Below are 19,065 nucleotides of genomic sequence, written 5' to 3'. Positions count from 1 at the left end.
TAATGACCGACCATATCCTTATCGAACGGCCCGAAGCCTTTCCCGGTGTCTTCGTCATACGTCTGAACCGGCCGGAAAAGAAAAACGCCATCACGTCGGACATGTATCGCAAGATGGTCATGGCCCTCCATGAGGCGGGTCATGATTCATCTATCCGTGCCGTGGTTTTCATGGGCTCCGAGGGGTGTTTTTCCGCAGGCAACGATATGGGGGATTTCCTTACCTATGCCTTGTCGGGAACGAAAGAGCCTCCGGCTGCCGTGGACTTTCTTAAAGTTCTGGCAAGCTTCAGCAAGCCGCTGGTCTCCGGCGTCGATGGTCTTGCCATCGGCATCGGCACCACGCTGCACCTGCATTGCGATCTGACCGTCGCCTCCACGCGCAGCCAGTTCCGCACACCTTTCACGGATCTGGCCCTGGTGCCGGAAGCGGCATCCAGCCTGCTGGTGCCCCGCATCATGGGTCATCAGCGCGCATTCGCCATGCTGGCCGTCGGTAAACCGTTCTCGGCCGAACAGGCTCAGGCGGCAGGCCTGATCTGGGACGTCGTGGAGCCGCAGCAACTGGAAGCAGAAACGCTTGCCTTGGCAGCCTCGATCGCGGCAAAGCCGGTCAATGCAGTCCGGATCGCCCGCAACCTCGTTCGGGGCGATGCGGAAGAGGTGCTGACGCGCATTGATGCAGAAATGGTGCATTTCGAGGCCCAATTGCGCAGCCAGGAAGCGCGCGCTGCCTTTGAAGCCTTCATGAAGCGCTGATCAGGACTGCATTTGTTTGTAAGCTTGATCGCGCATGTAGTAATTTATAATAATACTATATGCCTGATACGGCTATTTTGACGTTCAACAGTCCAATAAGGTTAACTGTTGGGTTGCTGGCCTGTTGCCGGTGACATTGCGTCTGTGTTGACTTAAAATTATATTAAAACTTTTCATCAATATTTGCAGTATCGGAACTCAACCGAGAGCAGGCTCGACATGATATCGGGCTATTGCGTTGTGCGGCACATTTCCACTGTCAGGCTCAAAATCACCTTCTGCTTCAGGAGAGTGGCGAACGGCTACCGTGTAGAGAAAATAAGAAGGCATCAGGATGCTAAAAAGCACCAAACTTATGACGCGCATTCTCGTCGCAGCCACGTCCGTCGTCGTGGTCGCGCTTGGCGGCTTCTCTCTCTATGGCGATCATGTCCAATCGAGGCTTCTGCGCGAAACGGTTCAGCGCGAAGTCGATACGGCGGGCAAGCTTGCGGGCGAGAGCATGTCCAACTGGCTCAACGCCAATATCCGCCTGACCGAAGTGATCGCTTCGGCTGCTGAAAAGCTGTCAACGCCGGATGAAATCCGCTCCATGCTGCAAAACGATGCGCTGAAGGGTTTCAACAGCTCCTACGTTGGCGATGAGCAGGGTGTGTTCACCAACTGGCCGCAAAAGGCGGTTCCGCCGGATTATGATCCACGCAAGCGCCCTTGGTACAAGGCGGCTCTCGCAGCTAACGCCACCATCCTGACCGAACCTTACATGTCGGCCTCCGACAAGGAGTTGACGATTACGTCCGCAGCTCCAATTCGCAAGGACGGAAAGATCGTTGCGATTGCGGGTAGTGACTTCCCGTTGAAAACACTAGTCAATCAGATCAAGTCGCTGGATTTCAATGGCTTGGGCCACGCATTCCTGATCAATGATGCCGGCAAGGTGCTGCTGCATCCCAATGCGGATCTGATCAACAAGTCCTTGGCGGATATCCTGCCATCCATCAAAGAGCGCAATTCGGAGCTGGTGGAAACTGCGTTTGATGGCAAGCCAGTTCTTGTCAGCTTTACACCGGTGCAGGGATTGCCAGGCGTGAAGTGGCAGCTGGCCTTCGTTTTCGATGAGAGCAAGGTCTTCTCGCCGCTTGTTGAGGCACGCTGGGGCGGCGCTATCGTGACGGCGCTGGCGGTTCTCCTCATGACCGGCATGCTGGGTTATGTCATCTCGCGCGTGGTGGTCCGTCCTGTCACGGCAATGACGGCCAGTATGGACAAGCTTGCGGCGGGCAATCTTTCCGTCGAGATCCCGGGCACGGAGCGTCAGGATGAAATCGGCCGGATGGCGGCAGCTGTCGCGGTTTTCCGAAACAGCATGATGGAACAGTCGCGTCTGGAGAAGGAAGCGGAAGAAAACCGGTCCCTGACCGAGGAGGAGCGGCTGCAGCGTGAGGCCGCGAAGGCTCGTGAGGCGGAACAGATCGCCTTCGTCGTCAATTCGCTTGCCACTTCGCTCGGCCAGCTTGCTGATGGTGATCTGACCTGTCGCATCAATACACCGTTTGCCGGCGATCTCGATCGCCTGCGCAACGACTTCAATGAAGCCGTTGAACGCCTGAACGATGCCATGGCAACAGTGGGCCGCAATGCGCGCGCCATCGATAACGGTGCCGCTGAAATCCGTTCCGCCGCGGACAACCTCGCGCGGCGTACCGAGCAGCAGGCGGCGTCTGTCGAGGAAACCGCAGCGGCGCTGGAGGAAATCACCACCACCGTAAAAGACAGTGCGCGACGGGCGGAAGAGGTTGGAAATCTGGTTACACGTGCTCGATCCGGTGCGGAAAAGTCCGGCGAAGTTGTACAGCGTGCCGTCGAGGCCATGCAGAGCATCGAGAAGTCGTCCGAGGCCATTTCCAGCATCATTGGCGTTATCGATGAAATCGCCTTCCAGACCAACCTGTTGGCCTTGAACGCCGGTGTCGAGGCAGCGCGTGCGGGTGAGGCAGGCAAGGGCTTCGCGGTTGTCGCACAGGAAGTACGCGAACTGGCGCAGCGCTCGGCCACGGCTGCGCGCGAGATCAAGGCACTGATCAGCACATCCGGCGATCAGGTGCGTGGCGGTGTCGATCTCGTCAACCAGACGGGCGAAGCGCTTGCCGTCATTGTCCGGGAGGTGCAGGAGATCAATACGCATATCCACGCTATTGTGACCGCCTCGCGTGAACAATCGACTGGCCTTCAGGAGATCAATACGGCGGTCAACACCATGGATCAGGGCACGCAGCAGAATGCTGCCATGGTCGAGGAGCAGACGGCGGCAAGCCATGGCCTTGCCAGCGAGGCTGCGACATTGAACAACCTGATTGCCCAGTTCCGGATTGATGATCGCCAACCGTCGACCGGGCATTCGCGCCGCGCGGCGTAACTGCCGGTTAACGACAATTTGAAAGCATTGAGAGGCGCGGGAACTTCCGGCGCCTCTTGTCGTATCCGCAGGCAAGACATTCATCTCCGGTTAAACCAGGAGATTCCAGGATCGGAAATAGTTTTTCGGGAGATCGTCATGAAACGACTGATATCTGCGGCGCTCATCATCTTCGTCAGTGCCATTGCTGCTGGCGCCCAGCAGGGTGGCACGGTGATCGGTGGTGGCGGGGTCAATACGCGCACAGACAACAGCAATGACTACAAACCAAGGCAGCGTTACGTCTGCGTCGTGCCGCAGCCGCAAAGTTCCAGCCAACAATATCCCAATGTGTGCCGGGCCACAGAAGGCCGTGTCGGCGGGCGTTGCCGCTGCGATGGCGTCACCGGTAATGGAACGCTTCAGCTTGCCAACTGAATGTTGCCTTCATGATGGACCATCGTCGGCAAATGTCTAGTGATCTTCTATCATTAGTGTCGCGCGGGACGCGATTTGAAACCAATGATTTTATTTGAATAGTATAAATATATAATCTCGAAAAACAGCGATTATCTAAACATAGGCGGAATTTATATTTCGACTAAAACTTTACCGACCGTAAAGTTATTTTGCGACAAATTGTGTCATCAGTCTCTGGGTGCCGGTTGTCTTCAGGCAACGGGCCGGGGTGAGCGAAGTGTAATTTCGGGGGAAAAGATGTTTGGAATTGGAAGCGCGGATGCAAAGGCAGTGTTGGAGGCGATGAACAGATCGCAGGCCATCATCGAGTTCAAGCCAGATGGCACCATCATCAGCGCAAATGAAAATTTTTGTCGTACCCTCGGCTACCAGCTTTCGGAAATCGTCGGCAAGCATCACCGTATTTTCGTGCATCCGGAGGAAGCGTCATCCAGAGCCTATCAGGAGCTTTGGCAGGGGCTTGCCCAGGGCCGGTTCGACCGCCGCCAGTATAAGCGGGTCTGCAAAGATAGAAGCGAGATCTGGATCGAAGCCTCCTATAATCCTGTGCTGCGCGGTGGAAAGCCCTACAAGATCGTAAAGTTCGCCACCGATATTACCGAGCAGAACCTTCGCCGGTCGGAAGACAAGGGCAAGCTGCAGGCTCTCGGGCAGGCACAGGCCGTGATCGAGTTTTCGCCAACCGGTGAGATCCTCACAGCAAACGAGAATTTTCTGAATGCGGTTGGGTATCAGTTGTCCGAAATTCAGGGGAAGCATCATTCCATGCTCTGCGAGGTTTCGCATTCGAGCAGCGAAGAGTACCGGGGTTTCTGGGCAGGACTGTCCGGTGGACATCATGTCTCCGATGAATTCCTGTTTGTCGGCAAGGGCGGCAGACGGATTCACATGCAGGCGTCCTACAGCTCGATCACTGATATCGACGGCAAGGTCTTCAAGGTGGTGGCGTTCGGTATGGACGTCAGCGAGCGAGTGTCCAATGTCGAGCAACTGGCGGGCGCCTTGAAAGCCATGTCGGCCGGAGACATGACTCAGGAATTGACGACCCGCTTCGTGCCGGCTCTGGAAACATTGCGTATCGATTTCAACCAGACGTCATCGAAACTGCGCGCTACCCTCCAGACCATTGCGCAAAACGCCAGCGCCATCAGCGCCGCTTCGCAGGAAATACAGTCGGCCTCGAACGACCTTTCCAAGCGCACCGAACAGCAGGCGGCGTCCGTCGAAGAGACGGCAGCCGCGCTGGAAGAAATCACCACAACGGTCGCCGATAGCAGCCAGCGTGCACAGGACGCCGGTCAATTGGTACGCCGCACTAAGGAGCATGCGGAAAACTCAGGTCATATCGTCAGCCAGGCAGTTGAAGCCATGGGCAAGATCGAGCAGTCAGCGGGTGAGATCGGCAACATCATCGGCGTGATCGATGAGATTGCCTTCCAGACAAACCTTCTGGCGCTGAACGCCGGTGTTGAGGCTGCGCGTGCCGGCGAGGCGGGTAAGGGCTTTGCGGTCGTGGCGCAGGAAGTGCGTGAACTCGCGCAGCGTTCCGCAACGGCGGCCAAGGAAATCAAGGCGCTGATCAATACCTCGAATGATTACGTCAAGAATGGCGTGAACCTGGTTGGTAACACGGGCAAGGCGCTGCAGGAAATCGTGTCCCAGGTCGTGCAGGTCGACGGAAATGTCGGTGCGATCGTGGAAGCGTCTCGCGAGCAGGCAACTGGCCTGAAGGAAATCAACGTGGCAGTCAACACGATGGACCAGGGCACGCAGCAGAACGCCGCAATGGTTGAACAGACGTCAGCAGCTTCTCACGCTCTGGCGCGTGAGGCCGAGCAATTGTTTGCACTGCTCAGCCAGTTCAAGGTCGGTGGAGAGCCGATGGCCCGTCGCACGGGGTCATCTATTGCTCCGGCCGCAGCCATCTCGCGCACGGTCGCGCCACCGCCCGTCAAGAAGATGACGGCGAAGATCGCCCACGCTTTCCACGGTAATGCCGCGGTCAAATCCGGAGAGAACTGGGAAGAGTTCTGATCGATACCTGCAAGGCGCTTCTGCCGATATTATTTTTCCAGAAGCGCCACGGCTTCCACATGCGGTGACCACAAGAACTGATCGACCGGGATCACCGTCTTGATGCGATAACCGCCCTTCGCGAGAATGGCGAGATCGCGCGCAAGCGTCAGCGGATTGCAGCTGACCGCAACGACCCGCTTGACCTGTGAACGAGCAAGTTCCGCGCTTTGCGCTTCTGCGCCGGCGCGGGGTGGGTCGAAGATCACAGCGTCATAGACCTTCAGTTCCTGCGGGGTCATGGGGCGGCGGAAAAGATCGCGCCGCTCCACGCTCACCGGCTTCAGCCCTTGCGTCATGCGCGCGGCCTGATCCAGCGCCCTGACGGCGCGCTCTTCGGATTCGACTGCGTGAACGCTCGTCTTGCGGCCAATTCTCAGCGCGAAGGTACCAATCCCGGCAAACAGGTCTGCCACGCGTTTGGCTTTGCCGATATGCTCGATTGCAAGCTTTGCCATGGCCTCTTCCGCCTCGCGGGTTGCCTGTGTAAAGCCACCGGGGGGCAGGATGACGCGGGCGCCGCCAAAGTCCAGTTGGGGCTTGTGCGGTTCCACCACGATCTCCCCATTGGCCGAAACGCGCGCGATGCCGCGAAGACCCATGACCGCCTCGGTCACGGCACGCCGCTCGCGCTCACCAAGGCCGGAGCGCAATCCATCCATCGAGATATCGAGACCGGTCAGCGTTTCCGTCACCGTGATGCGAAACATGTCATGGCCTGTTGCACGCGCAATGATGTGCAATGCGTCCAGTTGCGAAATCAGCCCGTCGGACGCGATGGGACATTCCTCCACCGGCACGACATGATGCGTCTCCGCCTGATTGATGCCAATGACAAGCGCTTTTTCCGGCCGTCGAACCGTGAAGACCAGCCGCCTGCGCTGGTGCGGCTGTGCTTCGATCAGGTCGCCGACCGGCGCGTCGATGCCTTTTGATTTCAGCGCGTTGATCAGGAGATCCCGCTTGTAGGCATTGTAGGCGGGTTTAGCCTGATGTTGCAGCGAGCAGCCGCCACAGGTGCCGCCCTTGCCTTCAGGCCCAAAATGGCGACAGGCAGGCTGGATGCGATCCGGTGAGGGAGGGCCGTAGGATATGACAGTGCCCTCGTTACCCACACGCGCCACCGCCACGGTTTCCCCCGGCAGCGCAAAGGGCACATAGACCGGTCCATCCGGCGCATGGGCCAAGCCCATGCCCTTGGAGGTGAGGGAGGTAATGGTGTAGGATTCGGTGCTCATGATGCGGTCGTTTCCGAAGACTTGCCGGGCTTTTTGCCAGCCAGAAGATATTCGTGATTGCCATCGCCACCGGCAATGGGGGAGGGAATCAGACCAAGAGCCTTCCAGCCCATGTCCTGTTCAAGCCATGCTTTGAGGTTCTCCGCGATGACGGGGGCGGAGGACGGATCGCGCAAGAGGCCGCCTTTGCCGATATTTTCACGCCCGGCCTCGAATTGCGGTTTGACGAGCAGCACACACAGCGCCCCCGGCTCCGCCAGTTCCAATGCTGGCGGCAAGGCAAGCTTGAGCGATATGAACGAGACATCCGACACGACGAGCTGAATGTCATCCTCGCCGATGTCGTCTCGCGTCAGGTTTCGCGCGTTGAGCCCTTCGAGGTTGGTTACTCTTTCATCGGAAGCGATGCGTTCGTTCATCTGGTCATGACCCACATCGACGGCAACGACATGGGATGCGCCGCGTTCCAGCAGCACCTCGGTAAAGCCGCCGGTGGATGCGCCGATGTCCAGACAATGCATGCCTGACGGATCGATGCCGAAATGATCAAGCGCCGCGATCAGCTTCAGGGCCGCGCGCGATACATAGCCTTGCGCCGGATCGTCCACCACAAGCGCGGCCGCGGTTGAAACCACCTGGCCGGGCTTGGTCACGGTCACGCCATTCACCTGCACCGTGCCGCGGGCAATGGCATCGCGCGCGCGCGACCGGCTTTCGAAAAGCCCTCGTGAAACGAGAAGTTGATCCAGCCTTTCGGCCGCTGTCTGGGTGCTCTTTGCTGTCATTCTGTGTCCATGCCGTTCGCGCACGTCGAACGCAAGCATTTTCCCGATCCATTGGAACAGGACGAAAAAGCGCCGCCTGAAATGACGAATGCCAAACTATTAGCATTTGCTCTTTAAGTTCCTGTAGAAATTGACAGAATCTCAGGCTCTGTTTGGTAATTTGAGCGCGCGACGCAACGCAATATTAACTGAACTGGGATTCTGTAAGGCTACGCATATTGCTGTTCGAAAGCGGTACCCGATGTCATTCCGAGACCTGTCCATCAGTAAGAAAATCATCTCGACATTCCTCACCCTGATGTTTGTCTGTGGCTGCGCCTCTGCCGTTGTATACTGGCAGGGCCTCAAATCATCACATGCATCCGGTGAGCTGGTTATTGCGCAGGAAGCAGACATGATCGTGGCTGCAGCCTCGGAGGCTCAGTTGGAACAGGCTCTGGCTCTGCGCGGCTATCTCATTTCCGGCAATGCAGACATGCTGGCCGGTATCAGCGCCCAGCGGTCCGCCACACTGGCAGCGCTGGATGTCTTGCAAAAACTGGCTGTTGGTCAGCCCGGTATCTTGTCTGGTCTCCAGCAGATGCGCAGCGCCGCAGACGCTTTCAATAATGACGTGGTTGAGCCGCAGGTGAAGGCCTACCAGGCCAAAGGTAACTCTGCCGACGTAAAGACCAGCGAGAATGCGGTTCCGCTTTCGGATTTCCGCAAGGCTGCGGCAAAGGTACGCGCCGAGGCGCAGTCTTTCAAAAATGCCATGGTGGCCCAGCAGAAGTCTGCCCATGAAGCCGTACTGTGGACGCTGATAATCGGTGGCGGTGTCGCCGGTATCATTGCAACGGGGCTCATCTGGCTGCTGTCGCGTGCGATTGTCACGCCGATTGTCGGCATGACAAGCGCGATGACGGAACTGGCAAATGGCAACCATGAGATCAAGGTTCCGGCACTCGATCGCGGTGACGAAGTGGGCCAGATGGCCAAGGCCGTTGCCGTGTTCAAGGATGCGGCGGTCGAGAAGCTGCGGCTGGCATCCGAAACGGACCGTATCCGCCTGACCTCCGATCGCGAACGTCAGGACAACGACGCCCGCAAGGCGCGCGAAACCGCTGAAATCGAGTTCGCCATGAATTCGCTGGCCGAAGGTCTGGTGAAGCTGGCGGATGGTGATGTCGCCTACCGCCTCAACAACCCCTTTGCCGATCATCTGGATCGCCTGCGCGTCGACTTCAACCAGGCGCTTGCAAAACTTCAGGGCGCACTGGAAAGCGTCGGTCACAACGCCTCTGCCATCAATGCCGGTGCTGCGGAAATTCGCGCTGCGACAGACGATCTCGCCAAGCGCACGGAGCGTCAGGCTGCCTCTGTAGAGCAAACGGCTGCCGCCATTGAGGAGGTCACAACCACCGTCAAGGATTCCGCCAAGCGTGCCGAGGATGTCGGCCAGCGCATCGAGCGGGCACGCGTGGGGGCTGAGCGTTCGGGCGAAGTTGTACGCCGTGCCGTATCCGCGATGGAGGGCATTTCGAAGTCATCCAGCGAAATCAACAATATCATCAGTGTCATCGATGATATTGCATTCCAGACCAACCTTCTGGCGCTGAATGCCGGTGTCGAGGCCGCCCGCGCCGGTGAAGCCGGAAAGGGCTTTGCGGTCGTTGCACAGGAAGTCCGCGAACTGGCCCAGCGTTCCGCCAACGCGGCCCGTGAAATCAAGACGCTTCTGACAACATCCAGCCAGCAGGTGGATGCTGGTGTGGCTCTGGTTGGTGAAACCGGCGATGCGCTTCAAGCTATCGTGGTCGAGGTTCAGGAGATCAACGATAACATCAAGGCCATCGTTACATCGACGCGGGAGCAGTCGCTCGGTCTTCAGGAAATCAACCAGGCGATTTCCGCCATGGATCACAACACCCAGCAGAATGCTGCCATGGTGGAAGAGCAGACGGCCGCCAGCCATTCGCTCGCCCGCGAAGCAAGTTCGCTGGACGAATTGCTGCGCCAGTTCAAGCTGGGAACGCCTGCCAACGGTGCCGCACGCTCTTCCTTCAACGCGAGCGCCCCTGCGACCAGCGCAAAGCCAGCGCCTATGGCACAGCCAGCGCCGCAGGCAGCAGCAAAGCCCGCTCTGCGCCCGGCAATTGGCCGCGGACCGGTTGCCGCAACCGCAACATCTCGCCCGAAGGCATCGCCGGCCAATGCGCTGCATAACACGCTGGCCAAGGCCTTCGGCGCGGCATCACCACAAGCCAAACCGTCTCAGGATAACTGGGAAGAGTTCTGATCAATCCTCATGGATGAGAGATCGGGGAGGGGCTGCGAAAGCGGCCCTTTTCCACGTTTGAGCCCCTTCCGGTAAATTCATTGCCGCGCTAAGTTCTTGGCAATGAGGGGACCTGATCATGAAACATCTGCTTCTTGCGTCCGTGGCGGCGCTTTGTCTGGCCGCACCAGCGCTCGCCAATGATACCATGGCAGAGCTGCGCACGGGCGGTCTGGCCTATGTCATCAGCACCGATGTTTCGATGGTCGAGGAAAACCTGTTCCTCTCCATGGATGAGGTGCGCGTCGACTATGTTTTCCAGAACAGTGGCGACAAGGATATTGAAAGCATCATCGCCTTTCCCATGCCGGATATTACGGCGCGTCCGGAAAGCAATGTCGCCATTCCGGACTATGAGACGGATAACTTTCTTGGCTTTTCCGTGACGCAGGATGGCAAGGCGATAACGCCGCAGCTCCAGCAGCGTGTCAGCGCACTTTCCGTCGATTACACGGATCTGCTGAAAGCCAACAAGGTTCCCTTCCGCCCCTATGCAGACAAGACGCTCGAAGCGCTGAAGGCGCTGCCGCCGGAAACGCTGAAGGACTGGGAAAGCAAAGGCCTCGTTTATGCCGATACCTTCGATGCAGGGCAGGGCATGCAGACCGTCTATACGCCGATTTGGACCCTTCAATCGGTCTATTACTGGAAAACCACATTTCCGGCCAAGAAGCCGGTACGTGTCAGCCATCGCTACAAGCCGAGCGTCGGCGGCACGGTCGCCATATCGTTCCTCAGCGAAGGCAAGACCAACGAGACCTATGCCAGCTACAAGGACCGCTACTGCATCGACGACGCTTTCCTGAAGACAGCCATGAAGCTGGAAAAGGCATCAAGATCCGGCGGGCCTTATTACACGGAAAGCTGGCTCTCCTACGTGCTGAAAACCGGTGCAAACTGGGGCGGCTCGATCTCCAAGTTCAAGCTTACCATCGACAAGGGCAAGCCCGACAACTACCTCAGCCTCTGCGCCGATGGCATCAAGAAAACCGGCCCCACCACCTTCGTGATGGAAAAGACCGATTTCTGGCCGGAAAAGGATTTGGATGTTTTGTTTTTGGTGTCCAACCCGCCATTGCAGCAGTAGTGGTGTGGGAGGGGGCGTTGGGCAAGTGGTCATAAGGGAAAAGCCGCGACCATCGAGGTCGCGGCAGGCAGTCACGCAACGTTCTGGAACTGGGCCTCTCCGTTGTGGAGGAAGCATGCTTTGGAAAATAGTCCCAGATCAACGAAGTTTGGTAACCGAACGTCTCTGATGTCAGGAAGCCGCTTGCCTTCCGCTTCAAATGACCTGTCTATCTGGGAAATGAAACCAAGGATAATACCTGTGTGCTTTGCGAAGTCTCCCAAAGTTTGAAGTTGTTCGGAAAGCACCGGTTTGCTGCGCTGCTGGTCCAGCAGTTGCAGGAAATCAATGACTGCAATTGCGCCGGCTTCCAGGCCGGACATGTGTTGGATGATGTATTCTGCGCTGATCTGATCAGATGTGAAAATCTGCACAGCTTCGGCAATATTGCTGCTAGGTACCCCCAACGTTTGGAGGTGATTCCTTGCCTGTTGCTCAGTGAACTCTAACGTAAAGAGAAAAGCCTTGCGGCCGTCGCGAGCGGCGTCAACTAAAAGTTGAAGACTAAGCTTGGTCTTGCCGTGGCCGGGTCTGCCTGCAATCAGTAGCAGGTCGCCGTCGTCAAGCTGAGACAGAACCGTTTCAGATGGTGGGCCAGCAGACATGCTTGCGGAAAGCAGGCTCCATCGTGCAAATCCCTCTTCTCGTGCAACATGGTCCAGTGCCTCGTTCAGAGGCAGGCTATTACTCCGGGCCATCAGCTTGGCTCGACGTTTAAGCTGGAATATTGGTGCAGAAAGCTTCATCAAAAACCTCCATTACGAGCCATATCGCAACCCCTCCTAATGCGATGCTCGAACAGATGGTTCGATAAGATGTGGTCACCCTACATGTAAAATGCTTTCCCGAAAGGAGGGGGGAGGCTTGGGTCTAGCCAGTACCCAACAATTATTAGGTCGGGTGATTCGTGGCAAGGGCCGCAAAGGGCTGCTTTCTGGCCCACTACGCAAACCCACACGCTCACCCGGCAGCGCTCACCTTTGCCCCGCCGCACTTCCTGTTGACACAGTGCAATATTTCACAGATATGGTTGCATGGTGCAACTATATGAAGGCTGCAGCGATGACAACGCCTCTTAACCCGTTCACAATCGACGAATTGCGAGCGACTTCGCGCCATCTCGTCCGCGAACTTGGTTTCATGGGAGAGGACTTCGCTGGAACAAACCTCTCTCCTTCCGCGGTGCATGCGCTGATTGAAATCGAGCAAGGCAGAGTGACGGCACGGGATCTGGCTGTGACCCTGCGTCTCGAAAAGTCGAGTGTAAGCCGCATGCTTTGCAAGCTAATAGCGTCTGGTGACGTGCGAGAGGTTGCAAGTGAAGACGATGCCCGCACCAAGCTTCTATCGCTGACACCGGCTGGACTGGAGCGTGTAGGTGCCATTCATGCCTTTGCCCGACGACGGGTATCTGATGCCCTCGGTCGCCTGCAACCGGGGCAGGACCGCACGGTTCTGGAAGGCATTCGGCCTATGCAGAGGCCCTTTCGACCTCGGTCGACAAGGCCGTATCGAGCGAGGTCGAGCTGCTTCAAGGGTATCGCTCGGGTATCATCGCGCGGATAACCGAGATGCACGCACTTTTTTATTCTCGGAAATCGGGGTTTGGGCAGCCCTTTGAAAGCGTGGTCGCAGGTGGTCTGGCCGAGTTCTGTGGCCGTTTGAACAAGCGGATAAATCAGATATGGGCGATAGTGTGTCGTGGCCAAATTCTCGGCTCTGTCGCTATCGACGGGGAGGATCTGGGATCTGATATTGCTCATCTTCGTTGGTTCATTGTCGATGACTCTCTGCGCGGAAGGGGGGCAGGTAGCCGTCTTTTAGATGCCGCTTTGGATTTCGTAGATTCTAATGGGTTCAGGGAGACCCATCTTTGGACCTTTTCCGGACTCGACGCGGCTCGATACCTGTATGAATCTCGGGGGTTCGTCTTGATGGAGGAGCGTTCCGGGACACAGTGGGGTAGCCAAGTCCTCGAACAACGCTTCGTCAGGATGCGGCAATGAAAGATCGAAAGCGCGGCTCTGTTGAATCCAATAAGATGCGCCGCGCTTTATGTGTCGATCATGACGATATGGTAGCTGTAGCTTTCAGATTTTCTCCCAGCCTGAAGAATTAAACACGCCCGCTTCGGTGACTTCCGGCTCGCATTCTACCCCTACCTCACCCCGCAGCGCCCACCTTTGCCCCGCGGCCCAGTGCATCGAACACGGTTTTGACGATACCGGCGCGGTCGAGGCCTGCCTTGGCATACATCACCTCCGGCTTGGCCTGATCCATCCAGAGGTCGGGCAGCACCAGCGAGCGGATTTTGAGGCCATTGTCCAGCAACCCGTCATTGGCGAGGAAGTGCATGACCTGGGAGCCGAAGCCGCCGATAGCACCTTCCTCCACTGTCACCACAATCTCGTGGTGGCGGGCCAGTTGGCGAATGAGGTCGTGATCCAGCGGCTTGGCAAAGCGGGCGTCTGCCACCGTGGTTGAAAGGCCCGCAGCATCCAGATCTTCCGACGCCAGCAGACAGTCGGCAAGCCGCGTACCGAAGGACAGTAGCGCCACCTTGGCGCCCTGCTTCATCACGCGGCCTTTGCCGATCTCGAGAATTTCGCCACGCTCCGGCATATCGACGCCAACGCCCTCACCACGCGGATAGCGGAAGGAGATCGGGCCGTCATCGTAAGCGGCAGCCGTGCGCACCATGTGCTTCAGCTCTGCCTCATCGGCGGCAGCCATCACCACGAAGCCGGGGAGGGAGGCAAGGAAGCCGGTGTCAAACGAGCCCGCATGCGTCGGGCCATCGGCACCCACGAAACCTGCGCGGTCAATGGGGAAGCGCACGGGCAGACCCTGGATCGCCACATCATGGACGACCTGATCGTAACCACGCTGCAGGAAGGTGGAATAGAGCGCACAGAAGGGCTTGTAGCCTTCAGCAGCGAGACCGGCGGCAAAGGTCACCGCATGTTGTTCGGCAATGCCCACGTCGAAGGTGCGCTCTGGAAACAGGTTTTGCAGCTTGTCGAGGCCGGTACCGGATGGCATGGCAGCGGTGATGCCAACGATCTTTTCATCCAGTTTGGCTTCCTGCACCAAAGCATCGGCAAACACGGATGTATAGGCAGGCGCGTTGGGTTTCGCCTTGGCCTGCGTGCCAGTAATGACGTCGAACTTGTTGACGCCGTGATACTTGTCGGCAGCCGCTTCCGCAGGTGGATAGCCCTTGCCCTTCTGCGTCACGACATGGATGAGAACCGGGCCTTTGGCATTGTCGCGCACATTGCGCAGCACGGGCAGCAGGTGCTCGAAGGAATGCCCGTCGATGGGGCCGATATGGTAAAAGCCCATTTCCTCGAACATGGTGCCGCCGGTCACATAGCCGCGTGCATGCTCCACGGCGCGGGTAATGGCGCGATCAATGTTCTTGCCAAGATAGGCCGTCAGCTTCTTGCCAAATTCCCGAAAGCCCATATAGGTGCGGCCAGAGGCAAGGCGCGCCAGATAGGCGCTCATGGCACCCGTCGGCGGCGCAATCGACATGTCGTTGTCGTTGAGAATCACGATCAGCCGCGCATCCAAGGCACCTGCATTGTTCAGTGCCTCATAGGCCATGCCGGCTGACAACGCGCCGTCACCGATAACGGCAATCACATTGCGCGGCTTGCCGGAAAGTTCCGCCGCCACTGCCATGCCGAGACCGGCTGAAATGGAGGTGGAGGAATGGGCCGCGCCAAACGGGTCGTATTCGCTTTCCGCCCGCTTGGTGAAACCGGAAAGCCCGTCTTCCTGGCGTAGCGTGCGAATGCGGTCGCGGCGTCCCGTCAGGATCTTGTGCGGATAGCACTGGTGGCCGACATCGAAGATCAGCCGGTCATCCGGCGTATTGAAAACCTTGTGGATGGCGATGGTGAGTTCCACCACGCCAAGCCCCGCACCCAGATGTCCACCGGTCTTGGAAACGGCGTCGATCATCTCGTCACGCACCTCGCGGGCGAGTTGCGGCAGTTCGCGATCGTCGATCCTGCGCAAATCGGCGGGCCAGGTTACCTGGTCCAGAAGGGGCGTGGTCGGGGTTGAAATCACGGAACTTGCCTTTTCTGCTCTCACGTCCGGAGCCTGCGTTTCCTCTCACATTGAGAAGAAAGGCGGCTTTTTCAAGTGTTAACTGCCGCGCTTCTATAGGATTCCCGGCTCAAGGCAAAGGCACGAACTCTTCTTCGTCTCCGGGAACGATATCGAAGCGTCCCGTGCGCCATTCTTCCTTGGCCTGTTCGATCCGTTCTTTGGAGGAAGACACGAAATTCCACCAGATATAGCGTTTAGAGTTCAGCGCCGCGCCGCCGAACAGCATGATGTGACAGCCTTCCGGCCCGCCCTCCAGCGTGATTTCATCGCCCGGGCGAAACACCAGCAATTGATCCTGTGCAAACCGGTCGCCAGCCACCACCAGCGAACCCGACAGCACATAGATCGCGCGTTCCTCATGGGCTGCGGAGAAGGGAAAGCGACGGCCAGCCTCCAGGCGCAGGTCGACATAAAGCGTATCGGTGAAGGTGTGTACCGGGGACTTCAAGCCATCCAGCACGCCGATCACAACCTGTCCTGAAACGCCCGCCAGATCGATCAGCGGCATTTCACTTCGGGCGGTGTGAGCAAAGGCTGGGTCTATCTCTTCCTTGTCGTCCGGCAGCGCCAGCCATGTCTGCAGGCCGGACATGGAAAGCGGATTGCCGCGCAGGTTTTCAGGCGTGCGTTCCGAATGCACGATGCCGCGTCCCGCCGTCATCAGGTTTATGTCGCCGGGGCGGATGACAAGTTCTGTGCCGAGGCTGTCGCGATGTTTGATCTCTCCATCGAACAAATAGGTCACGGTGGAAAGGCCGATATGCGGATGCGGCTTCACATCCAGCGCCTCGTCCGCGCGAAGGACCGCCGGTCCCATGCGATCGAAGAAGATGAAAGGACCCACAAGTCGCCGCTGGCGGGTGGGCAGGGCCCGGCGCACCGAAAACCCGCCAATATCGCTGGAGCGCGGAATGATCAGGTTTTCGATCGCATCGCAGGCAAAGGCATCGCCGGGTTCGGGATCGTTGCCGGGGAAGAAGGACATGATCGCGCGCTTTCCTGTTGGTTTGCCGTTAGTTTAGTGGGTCCAAGCGCGCGGCGATAGGCAGAACTGACCGGGAACCCGGCAAGTATTAGCATTAGCCATGCAAGAAGGTTCTAGCAGACCTCGCTTTCCCGGCTTTGACATTTGCTCAACAAATGAGTAGGGAGAGCGCAATGTTGCGCTGCACTCAGAACGGCTCTCGATCTAGGGGCAGCGGCGCGCCAATGCGCTCATCCCCATTCCGAAAGAGAAGTGATGTCCGATCTGAAGAACGCCGTTCCGGCGATTGCCAAGGCGTTGTCAAAACGCGGTTATGAAACCCTGACGCCTGTTCAGGAAGCCATGCTCGATCCAAACCTGTCCGGTTCCGATGCTCTGGTCTCAGCCCAGACCGGTTCCGGCAAGACTGTTGCCTTTGGTATCGCAATCGCGCCGAACCTGCTGGATGACGGCGAGCGTTTTGGCCGTGCGGAAGCGCCATTGGCGCTGATCATTGCGCCGACCCGTGAGCTTGCCCTTCAGGTGAAGCGCGAATTCGATTGGCTGTATGAGCCGGCAGGCGCTGTGATTGCCAGCTGCGTCGGTGGCATGGATATCCGTAACGAACGCCGTGCGCTGGAACGTGGTGCCCATATCGTGGTCGGCACGCCGGGCCGCATTTGCGATCATATTCGCCGCAACGCCTTGGATATGTCCAACATTCGCGTCGCCGTTCTGGACGAGGCCGACGAGATGCTGGACCTCGGCTTCCGCGAGGATCTGGAATTCATCCTGGAATCCGCGCCGGAAGATCGCCGCACATTGATGTTCTCGGCAACCGTTCCGTCCGGCATTGCAAAGCTTGCCAAGCAGTACCAGAACAACGCGGTGCGCATTCAGATTGCGTCTGAAGAAAAGCAGCACGCCGATATCGAATATCGCGCGCTGGTCGTGGCTCCGGCGGATCGCGAGAACGCCATCGTCAACGTTCTGCGCTATTACGAAGCCAGAAACGCCATCGTGTTCTGCTCCACCCGCGCCAATGTGAACCATCTGACGGCCCGCCTCAGCAACCGTAACTTCTCGGTCGTGGCGCTTTCCGGCGAACTAACCCAGAACGAGCGTACCCATGCGCTGCAGGCCATGCGTGATGGCCGCGCTCGCGTCTGCATTGCAACGGACGTCGCGGCTCGCGGCATCGATCTGCCGGGTCTCGAAGTCGTCATTCACGCCGACCTGCCCACCAATTCCGAAACGCTTCTGCACCGCTCGGGCCGCACGGGCCGCGCCGGCAACAAGGGCATCAGCGCGCTCATCGTGCCGGTCAACCAGCGCCGCAAGGCGGAGCGTCTTCTCGGCGGTGCAGATGTGACGCCGAACTGGGTGCGTCCGCCAAGCGCCGACGAGGTGATTGCCCGTGATCAGGAACGCCTTCTCAACGATCCGATCTTTGCCGAGGAAGCACGCGAGGAAGAGCAGGATCTGATTGCCAAGCTTTCCGAACAATATGGAGCCGAGCGTCTGGCCACAGCTCTCGTGGCGCTTCATCGCGCCCGCAATGCAGCCCCGGAAGATCTGATCGAAGTGTCCGTGCAGGGCAAGGATGCTCGCAAGCCCCGCGAAGGTGGCCGTGAGCGTCAGGAATTCGAGCCGACACCGCGCACGCCGCGCGGCGAGTTCGGCCCCGCCGTCTGGTTCTCGCTGTCGGTTGGCCGTAAGCAGAATGCAGAGCCGCGCTGGCTCATCCCCATGCTGTGCCGCAATGGCAGCCTGACCAAGGCCAGCATCGGCGCGATCAAGATGCAGCCGGAAGAAACCTTCGTGGAAATTGCCGCCGATCAGGTGGATGACTTCCTCGGCGCCATCGGTCCGAACAAGACGCTGGAGCGTGGCGTGCGCGTCAAGCAGCTGGATGGCGTGCCGGATCTTTCGCGTCCGTTCGAAAACCGCAGCAACGACAAGCCGTTTGCCAAGCGCGCTTATGAAGATCGCCCGGCGCGCGAGGACAGCCGTAAGGAGCCTCGTGGCGAGCGCGGAAGCGAGCGTGGCGGCGAGTGGACCAAGGACAAGCCGAAGAAGCGGTTCAATGAAGACCGCCCGGCAGGCGAGCGTTCGTTCTCCGAGCGTCCTTTCTCGGATCGGCCCGCGCGCGGCGAAAAACCCGCCCGCAAGGAAGGCGCAAAGCCCTACGCCGCCAAGGCTCCGTTCAAGGATGGGGCAAAGCCCTTCGCCAAGAAAGGCAAGCCCAAGCAGGCCAATGCCAAGGGCAAGACCTGGTAATTCATGATATGCAAAGGCCCGGAGCGATCCGGGCCTTTTCTTACTCCTCCATCGGAATGAACAGTCCCGTCTTTACATCGCGCAGCACCACATTGGTGGTCATGCGTTTGATCTGCGGATTGTCGGCCATCAGTTGGGCGCTGATGTCGTCGTAATGCTCCACATCGCGAGCAGTAATAATGGCGATCAGATCCACCTGACCGGTGACATAGTACACCTGCTGAACATTCGGTTGCTTTTCCGCCCACTGGCGAAAGCGGGCCAGCGCATCGTAATTATCGCGCTCTATTTCCATGCCCGCTATGAAGGTCATCGGAAAACTGGTCGCCTTGCGATTGATGACCGCCACCTCCGCCTGAATGATCCCGTTGTCGCGAAGCCGCTTTAGTCGGCGTTGCACGGCGGATGCGGAAAGGCCCACTTCATCGGCAATGGTTTCTGCCTTCAGTTGGCAATCCTTCTGAACAAGATGCAGAATGGCACGATCAAAACTATCCAGTGCTTCCGCCATTTCAAACTCCTCACAT

At 58.2% G+C, this 19,065-nt stretch carries 15 protein-coding genes; 9 read left to right on the top strand and 6 right to left on the bottom strand.

Features of this window, described 5'->3' with window-relative positions; genetic code table 11:
• Positions 1–2 precede the first annotated feature (2 nt).
• The 4 genes from E8M78_RS13595 to E8M78_RS13580 all read left to right on the top strand — a co-directional run bounded on the left by E8M78_RS13595 (position 3) and on the right by E8M78_RS13580 (position 5,667).
• Positions 3–758: a crotonase/enoyl-CoA hydratase family protein gene (locus E8M78_RS13595; RefSeq protein WP_137135533.1), complete on the top strand. Its 756-nt coding sequence runs from the start codon at positions 3–5 to the stop codon at positions 756–758.
• A 334-nt stretch (positions 759–1,092) separates the two neighbouring features.
• Entirely contained in the window at positions 1,093–3,174 is a 2,082-nt protein-coding gene (locus tag E8M78_RS13590; RefSeq protein ID WP_137135532.1) for a methyl-accepting chemotaxis protein, read from the top strand.
• A 138-nt stretch (positions 3,175–3,312) separates the two neighbouring features.
• Positions 3,313–3,591, top strand: a complete 279-nt coding sequence (locus E8M78_RS13585; RefSeq protein ID WP_137135531.1) for a hypothetical protein — start codon at positions 3,313–3,315, stop codon at positions 3,589–3,591.
• Positions 3,592–3,870: 279 nt separating this feature from the next.
• Positions 3,871–5,667: a PAS domain-containing methyl-accepting chemotaxis protein gene (locus E8M78_RS13580; RefSeq protein WP_137135530.1), complete on the top strand. Its 1,797-nt coding sequence runs from the start codon at positions 3,871–3,873 to the stop codon at positions 5,665–5,667.
• Between the two features lie 29 nt (positions 5,668–5,696).
• Here E8M78_RS13580 and E8M78_RS13575 read toward each other — a convergent pair whose 3' ends face one another.
• Together E8M78_RS13575 and E8M78_RS13570 are read right to left on the bottom strand one after the other, a co-directional pair.
• On the bottom strand, positions 5,697–6,944 hold the full coding sequence (locus tag E8M78_RS13575) for a class I SAM-dependent RNA methyltransferase (RefSeq protein ID WP_137135529.1): 1,248 nt from the start codon (positions 6,942–6,944) through the stop codon (positions 5,697–5,699).
• Positions 6,941–7,729, bottom strand: a complete 789-nt coding sequence (locus tag E8M78_RS13570; RefSeq protein WP_137135528.1) for a TlyA family RNA methyltransferase — start codon at positions 7,727–7,729, stop codon at positions 6,941–6,943. Before E8M78_RS13570 ends, E8M78_RS13575 begins: the two co-directional genes overlap by 4 nt.
• Before the next feature lie 241 nt (positions 7,730–7,970).
• Between E8M78_RS13570 and E8M78_RS13565 the strand changes: the two genes are divergently transcribed.
• Both E8M78_RS13565 and E8M78_RS13560 read left to right on the top strand, forming a co-directional pair.
• Positions 7,971–10,007, top strand: a complete 2,037-nt coding sequence (locus E8M78_RS13565; protein ID WP_137135527.1) for a methyl-accepting chemotaxis protein — start codon at positions 7,971–7,973, stop codon at positions 10,005–10,007.
• A 118-nt stretch (positions 10,008–10,125) separates the two neighbouring features.
• Complete coding sequence (locus tag E8M78_RS13560; RefSeq protein ID WP_137135526.1) at positions 10,126–11,133, top strand: DUF4424 domain-containing protein; 1,008 nt, start codon at positions 10,126–10,128, stop codon at positions 11,131–11,133.
• 71 nt (positions 11,134–11,204) lie between these two features.
• Here E8M78_RS13560 and E8M78_RS13555 read toward each other — a convergent pair whose 3' ends face one another.
• Positions 11,205–11,918: a DNA helicase gene (locus E8M78_RS13555; RefSeq protein WP_137135525.1), complete on the bottom strand. Its 714-nt coding sequence runs from the start codon at positions 11,916–11,918 to the stop codon at positions 11,205–11,207.
• 316 nt (positions 11,919–12,234) lie between these two features.
• Between E8M78_RS13555 and E8M78_RS24115 the strand changes: the two genes are divergently transcribed.
• Positions 12,235–12,738, top strand: coding sequence for a MarR family winged helix-turn-helix transcriptional regulator (locus E8M78_RS24115; protein ID WP_348640119.1), 504 nt, complete (start codon positions 12,235–12,237; stop codon positions 12,736–12,738).
• 5 nt (positions 12,739–12,743) lie between these two features.
• The gene (locus E8M78_RS24110; RefSeq protein WP_348640118.1) at positions 12,744–13,178 is read left to right on the top strand and encodes a GNAT family N-acetyltransferase; all 435 of its coding nucleotides are present in this window, start codon (positions 12,744–12,746) and stop codon (positions 13,176–13,178) included.
• 157 nt (positions 13,179–13,335) lie between these two features.
• Here the strand turns inward: E8M78_RS24110 and dxs are convergent, their stop codons facing one another.
• A complete protein-coding gene (dxs, locus tag E8M78_RS13545; RefSeq protein ID WP_137135524.1) occupies positions 13,336–15,252 on the bottom strand; it encodes a 1-deoxy-D-xylulose-5-phosphate synthase in 1,917 nt (638 codons plus the stop codon).
• A 109-nt stretch (positions 15,253–15,361) separates the two neighbouring features.
• A complete protein-coding gene (locus tag E8M78_RS13540) occupies positions 15,362–16,279 on the bottom strand; it encodes a pirin family protein (RefSeq protein WP_137135523.1) in 918 nt (305 codons plus the stop codon).
• Between the two features lie 255 nt (positions 16,280–16,534).
• On the opposite strand from E8M78_RS13540, the gene E8M78_RS13535 reads away from it, so the two are divergent.
• Positions 16,535–18,538, top strand: a complete 2,004-nt coding sequence (locus tag E8M78_RS13535; RefSeq protein WP_137135522.1) for a DEAD/DEAH box helicase — start codon at positions 16,535–16,537, stop codon at positions 18,536–18,538.
• A gap of 40 nt (positions 18,539–18,578) precedes the next feature.
• Here E8M78_RS13535 and E8M78_RS13530 read toward each other — a convergent pair whose 3' ends face one another.
• Positions 18,579–19,049: an Lrp/AsnC family transcriptional regulator gene (locus tag E8M78_RS13530; protein ID WP_137135521.1), complete on the bottom strand. Its 471-nt coding sequence runs from the start codon at positions 19,047–19,049 to the stop codon at positions 18,579–18,581.
• Positions 19,050–19,065 lie beyond the last annotated feature (16 nt).

The organism is Rhizobium sp. FKY42, from assembly GCF_005222835.1.
GTDB lineage: Bacteria > Pseudomonadota > Alphaproteobacteria > Rhizobiales > Rhizobiaceae > Neorhizobium.
This window is presented reverse-complemented; position numbering and strand designations above follow the sequence as displayed.

Excerpts from the sequence above, each read along its gene's own strand:
- E8M78_RS24115 (WP_348640119.1), top strand. The coding sequence starts at position 12,235 with ATGACAACGCCTCTTAACCCGTTCACAATCGACGAATTGCGAGCGACT.
- E8M78_RS13570 (WP_137135528.1), bottom strand. The coding sequence starts at position 7,729 with ATGACAGCAAAGAGCACCCAGACAGCGGCCGAAAGGCTGGATCAACTT.
- E8M78_RS13595 (WP_137135533.1), top strand. The coding sequence starts at position 3 with ATGACCGACCATATCCTTATCGAACGGCCCGAAGCCTTTCCCGGTGTC.
- E8M78_RS13590 (WP_137135532.1), top strand. The coding sequence starts at position 1,093 with ATGCTAAAAAGCACCAAACTTATGACGCGCATTCTCGTCGCAGCCACG.
- E8M78_RS13530 (WP_137135521.1), bottom strand. The coding sequence starts at position 19,049 with ATGGCGGAAGCACTGGATAGTTTTGATCGTGCCATTCTGCATCTTGTT.
- E8M78_RS24110 (WP_348640118.1), top strand. The coding sequence starts at position 12,744 with ATGCACGCACTTTTTTATTCTCGGAAATCGGGGTTTGGGCAGCCCTTT.
- E8M78_RS13555 (WP_137135525.1), bottom strand. The coding sequence starts at position 11,918 with ATGAAGCTTTCTGCACCAATATTCCAGCTTAAACGTCGAGCCAAGCTG.
- E8M78_RS13535 (WP_137135522.1), top strand. The coding sequence starts at position 16,535 with ATGTCCGATCTGAAGAACGCCGTTCCGGCGATTGCCAAGGCGTTGTCA.
- E8M78_RS13575 (WP_137135529.1), bottom strand. The coding sequence starts at position 6,944 with ATGAGCACCGAATCCTACACCATTACCTCCCTCACCTCCAAGGGCATG.
- E8M78_RS13560 (WP_137135526.1), top strand. The coding sequence starts at position 10,126 with ATGAAACATCTGCTTCTTGCGTCCGTGGCGGCGCTTTGTCTGGCCGCA.
- E8M78_RS13540 (WP_137135523.1), bottom strand. The coding sequence starts at position 16,279 with ATGTCCTTCTTCCCCGGCAACGATCCCGAACCCGGCGATGCCTTTGCC.
- E8M78_RS13565 (WP_137135527.1), top strand. The coding sequence starts at position 7,971 with ATGTCATTCCGAGACCTGTCCATCAGTAAGAAAATCATCTCGACATTC.
- E8M78_RS13580 (WP_137135530.1), top strand. The coding sequence starts at position 3,871 with ATGTTTGGAATTGGAAGCGCGGATGCAAAGGCAGTGTTGGAGGCGATG.
- E8M78_RS13585 (WP_137135531.1), top strand. The coding sequence starts at position 3,313 with ATGAAACGACTGATATCTGCGGCGCTCATCATCTTCGTCAGTGCCATT.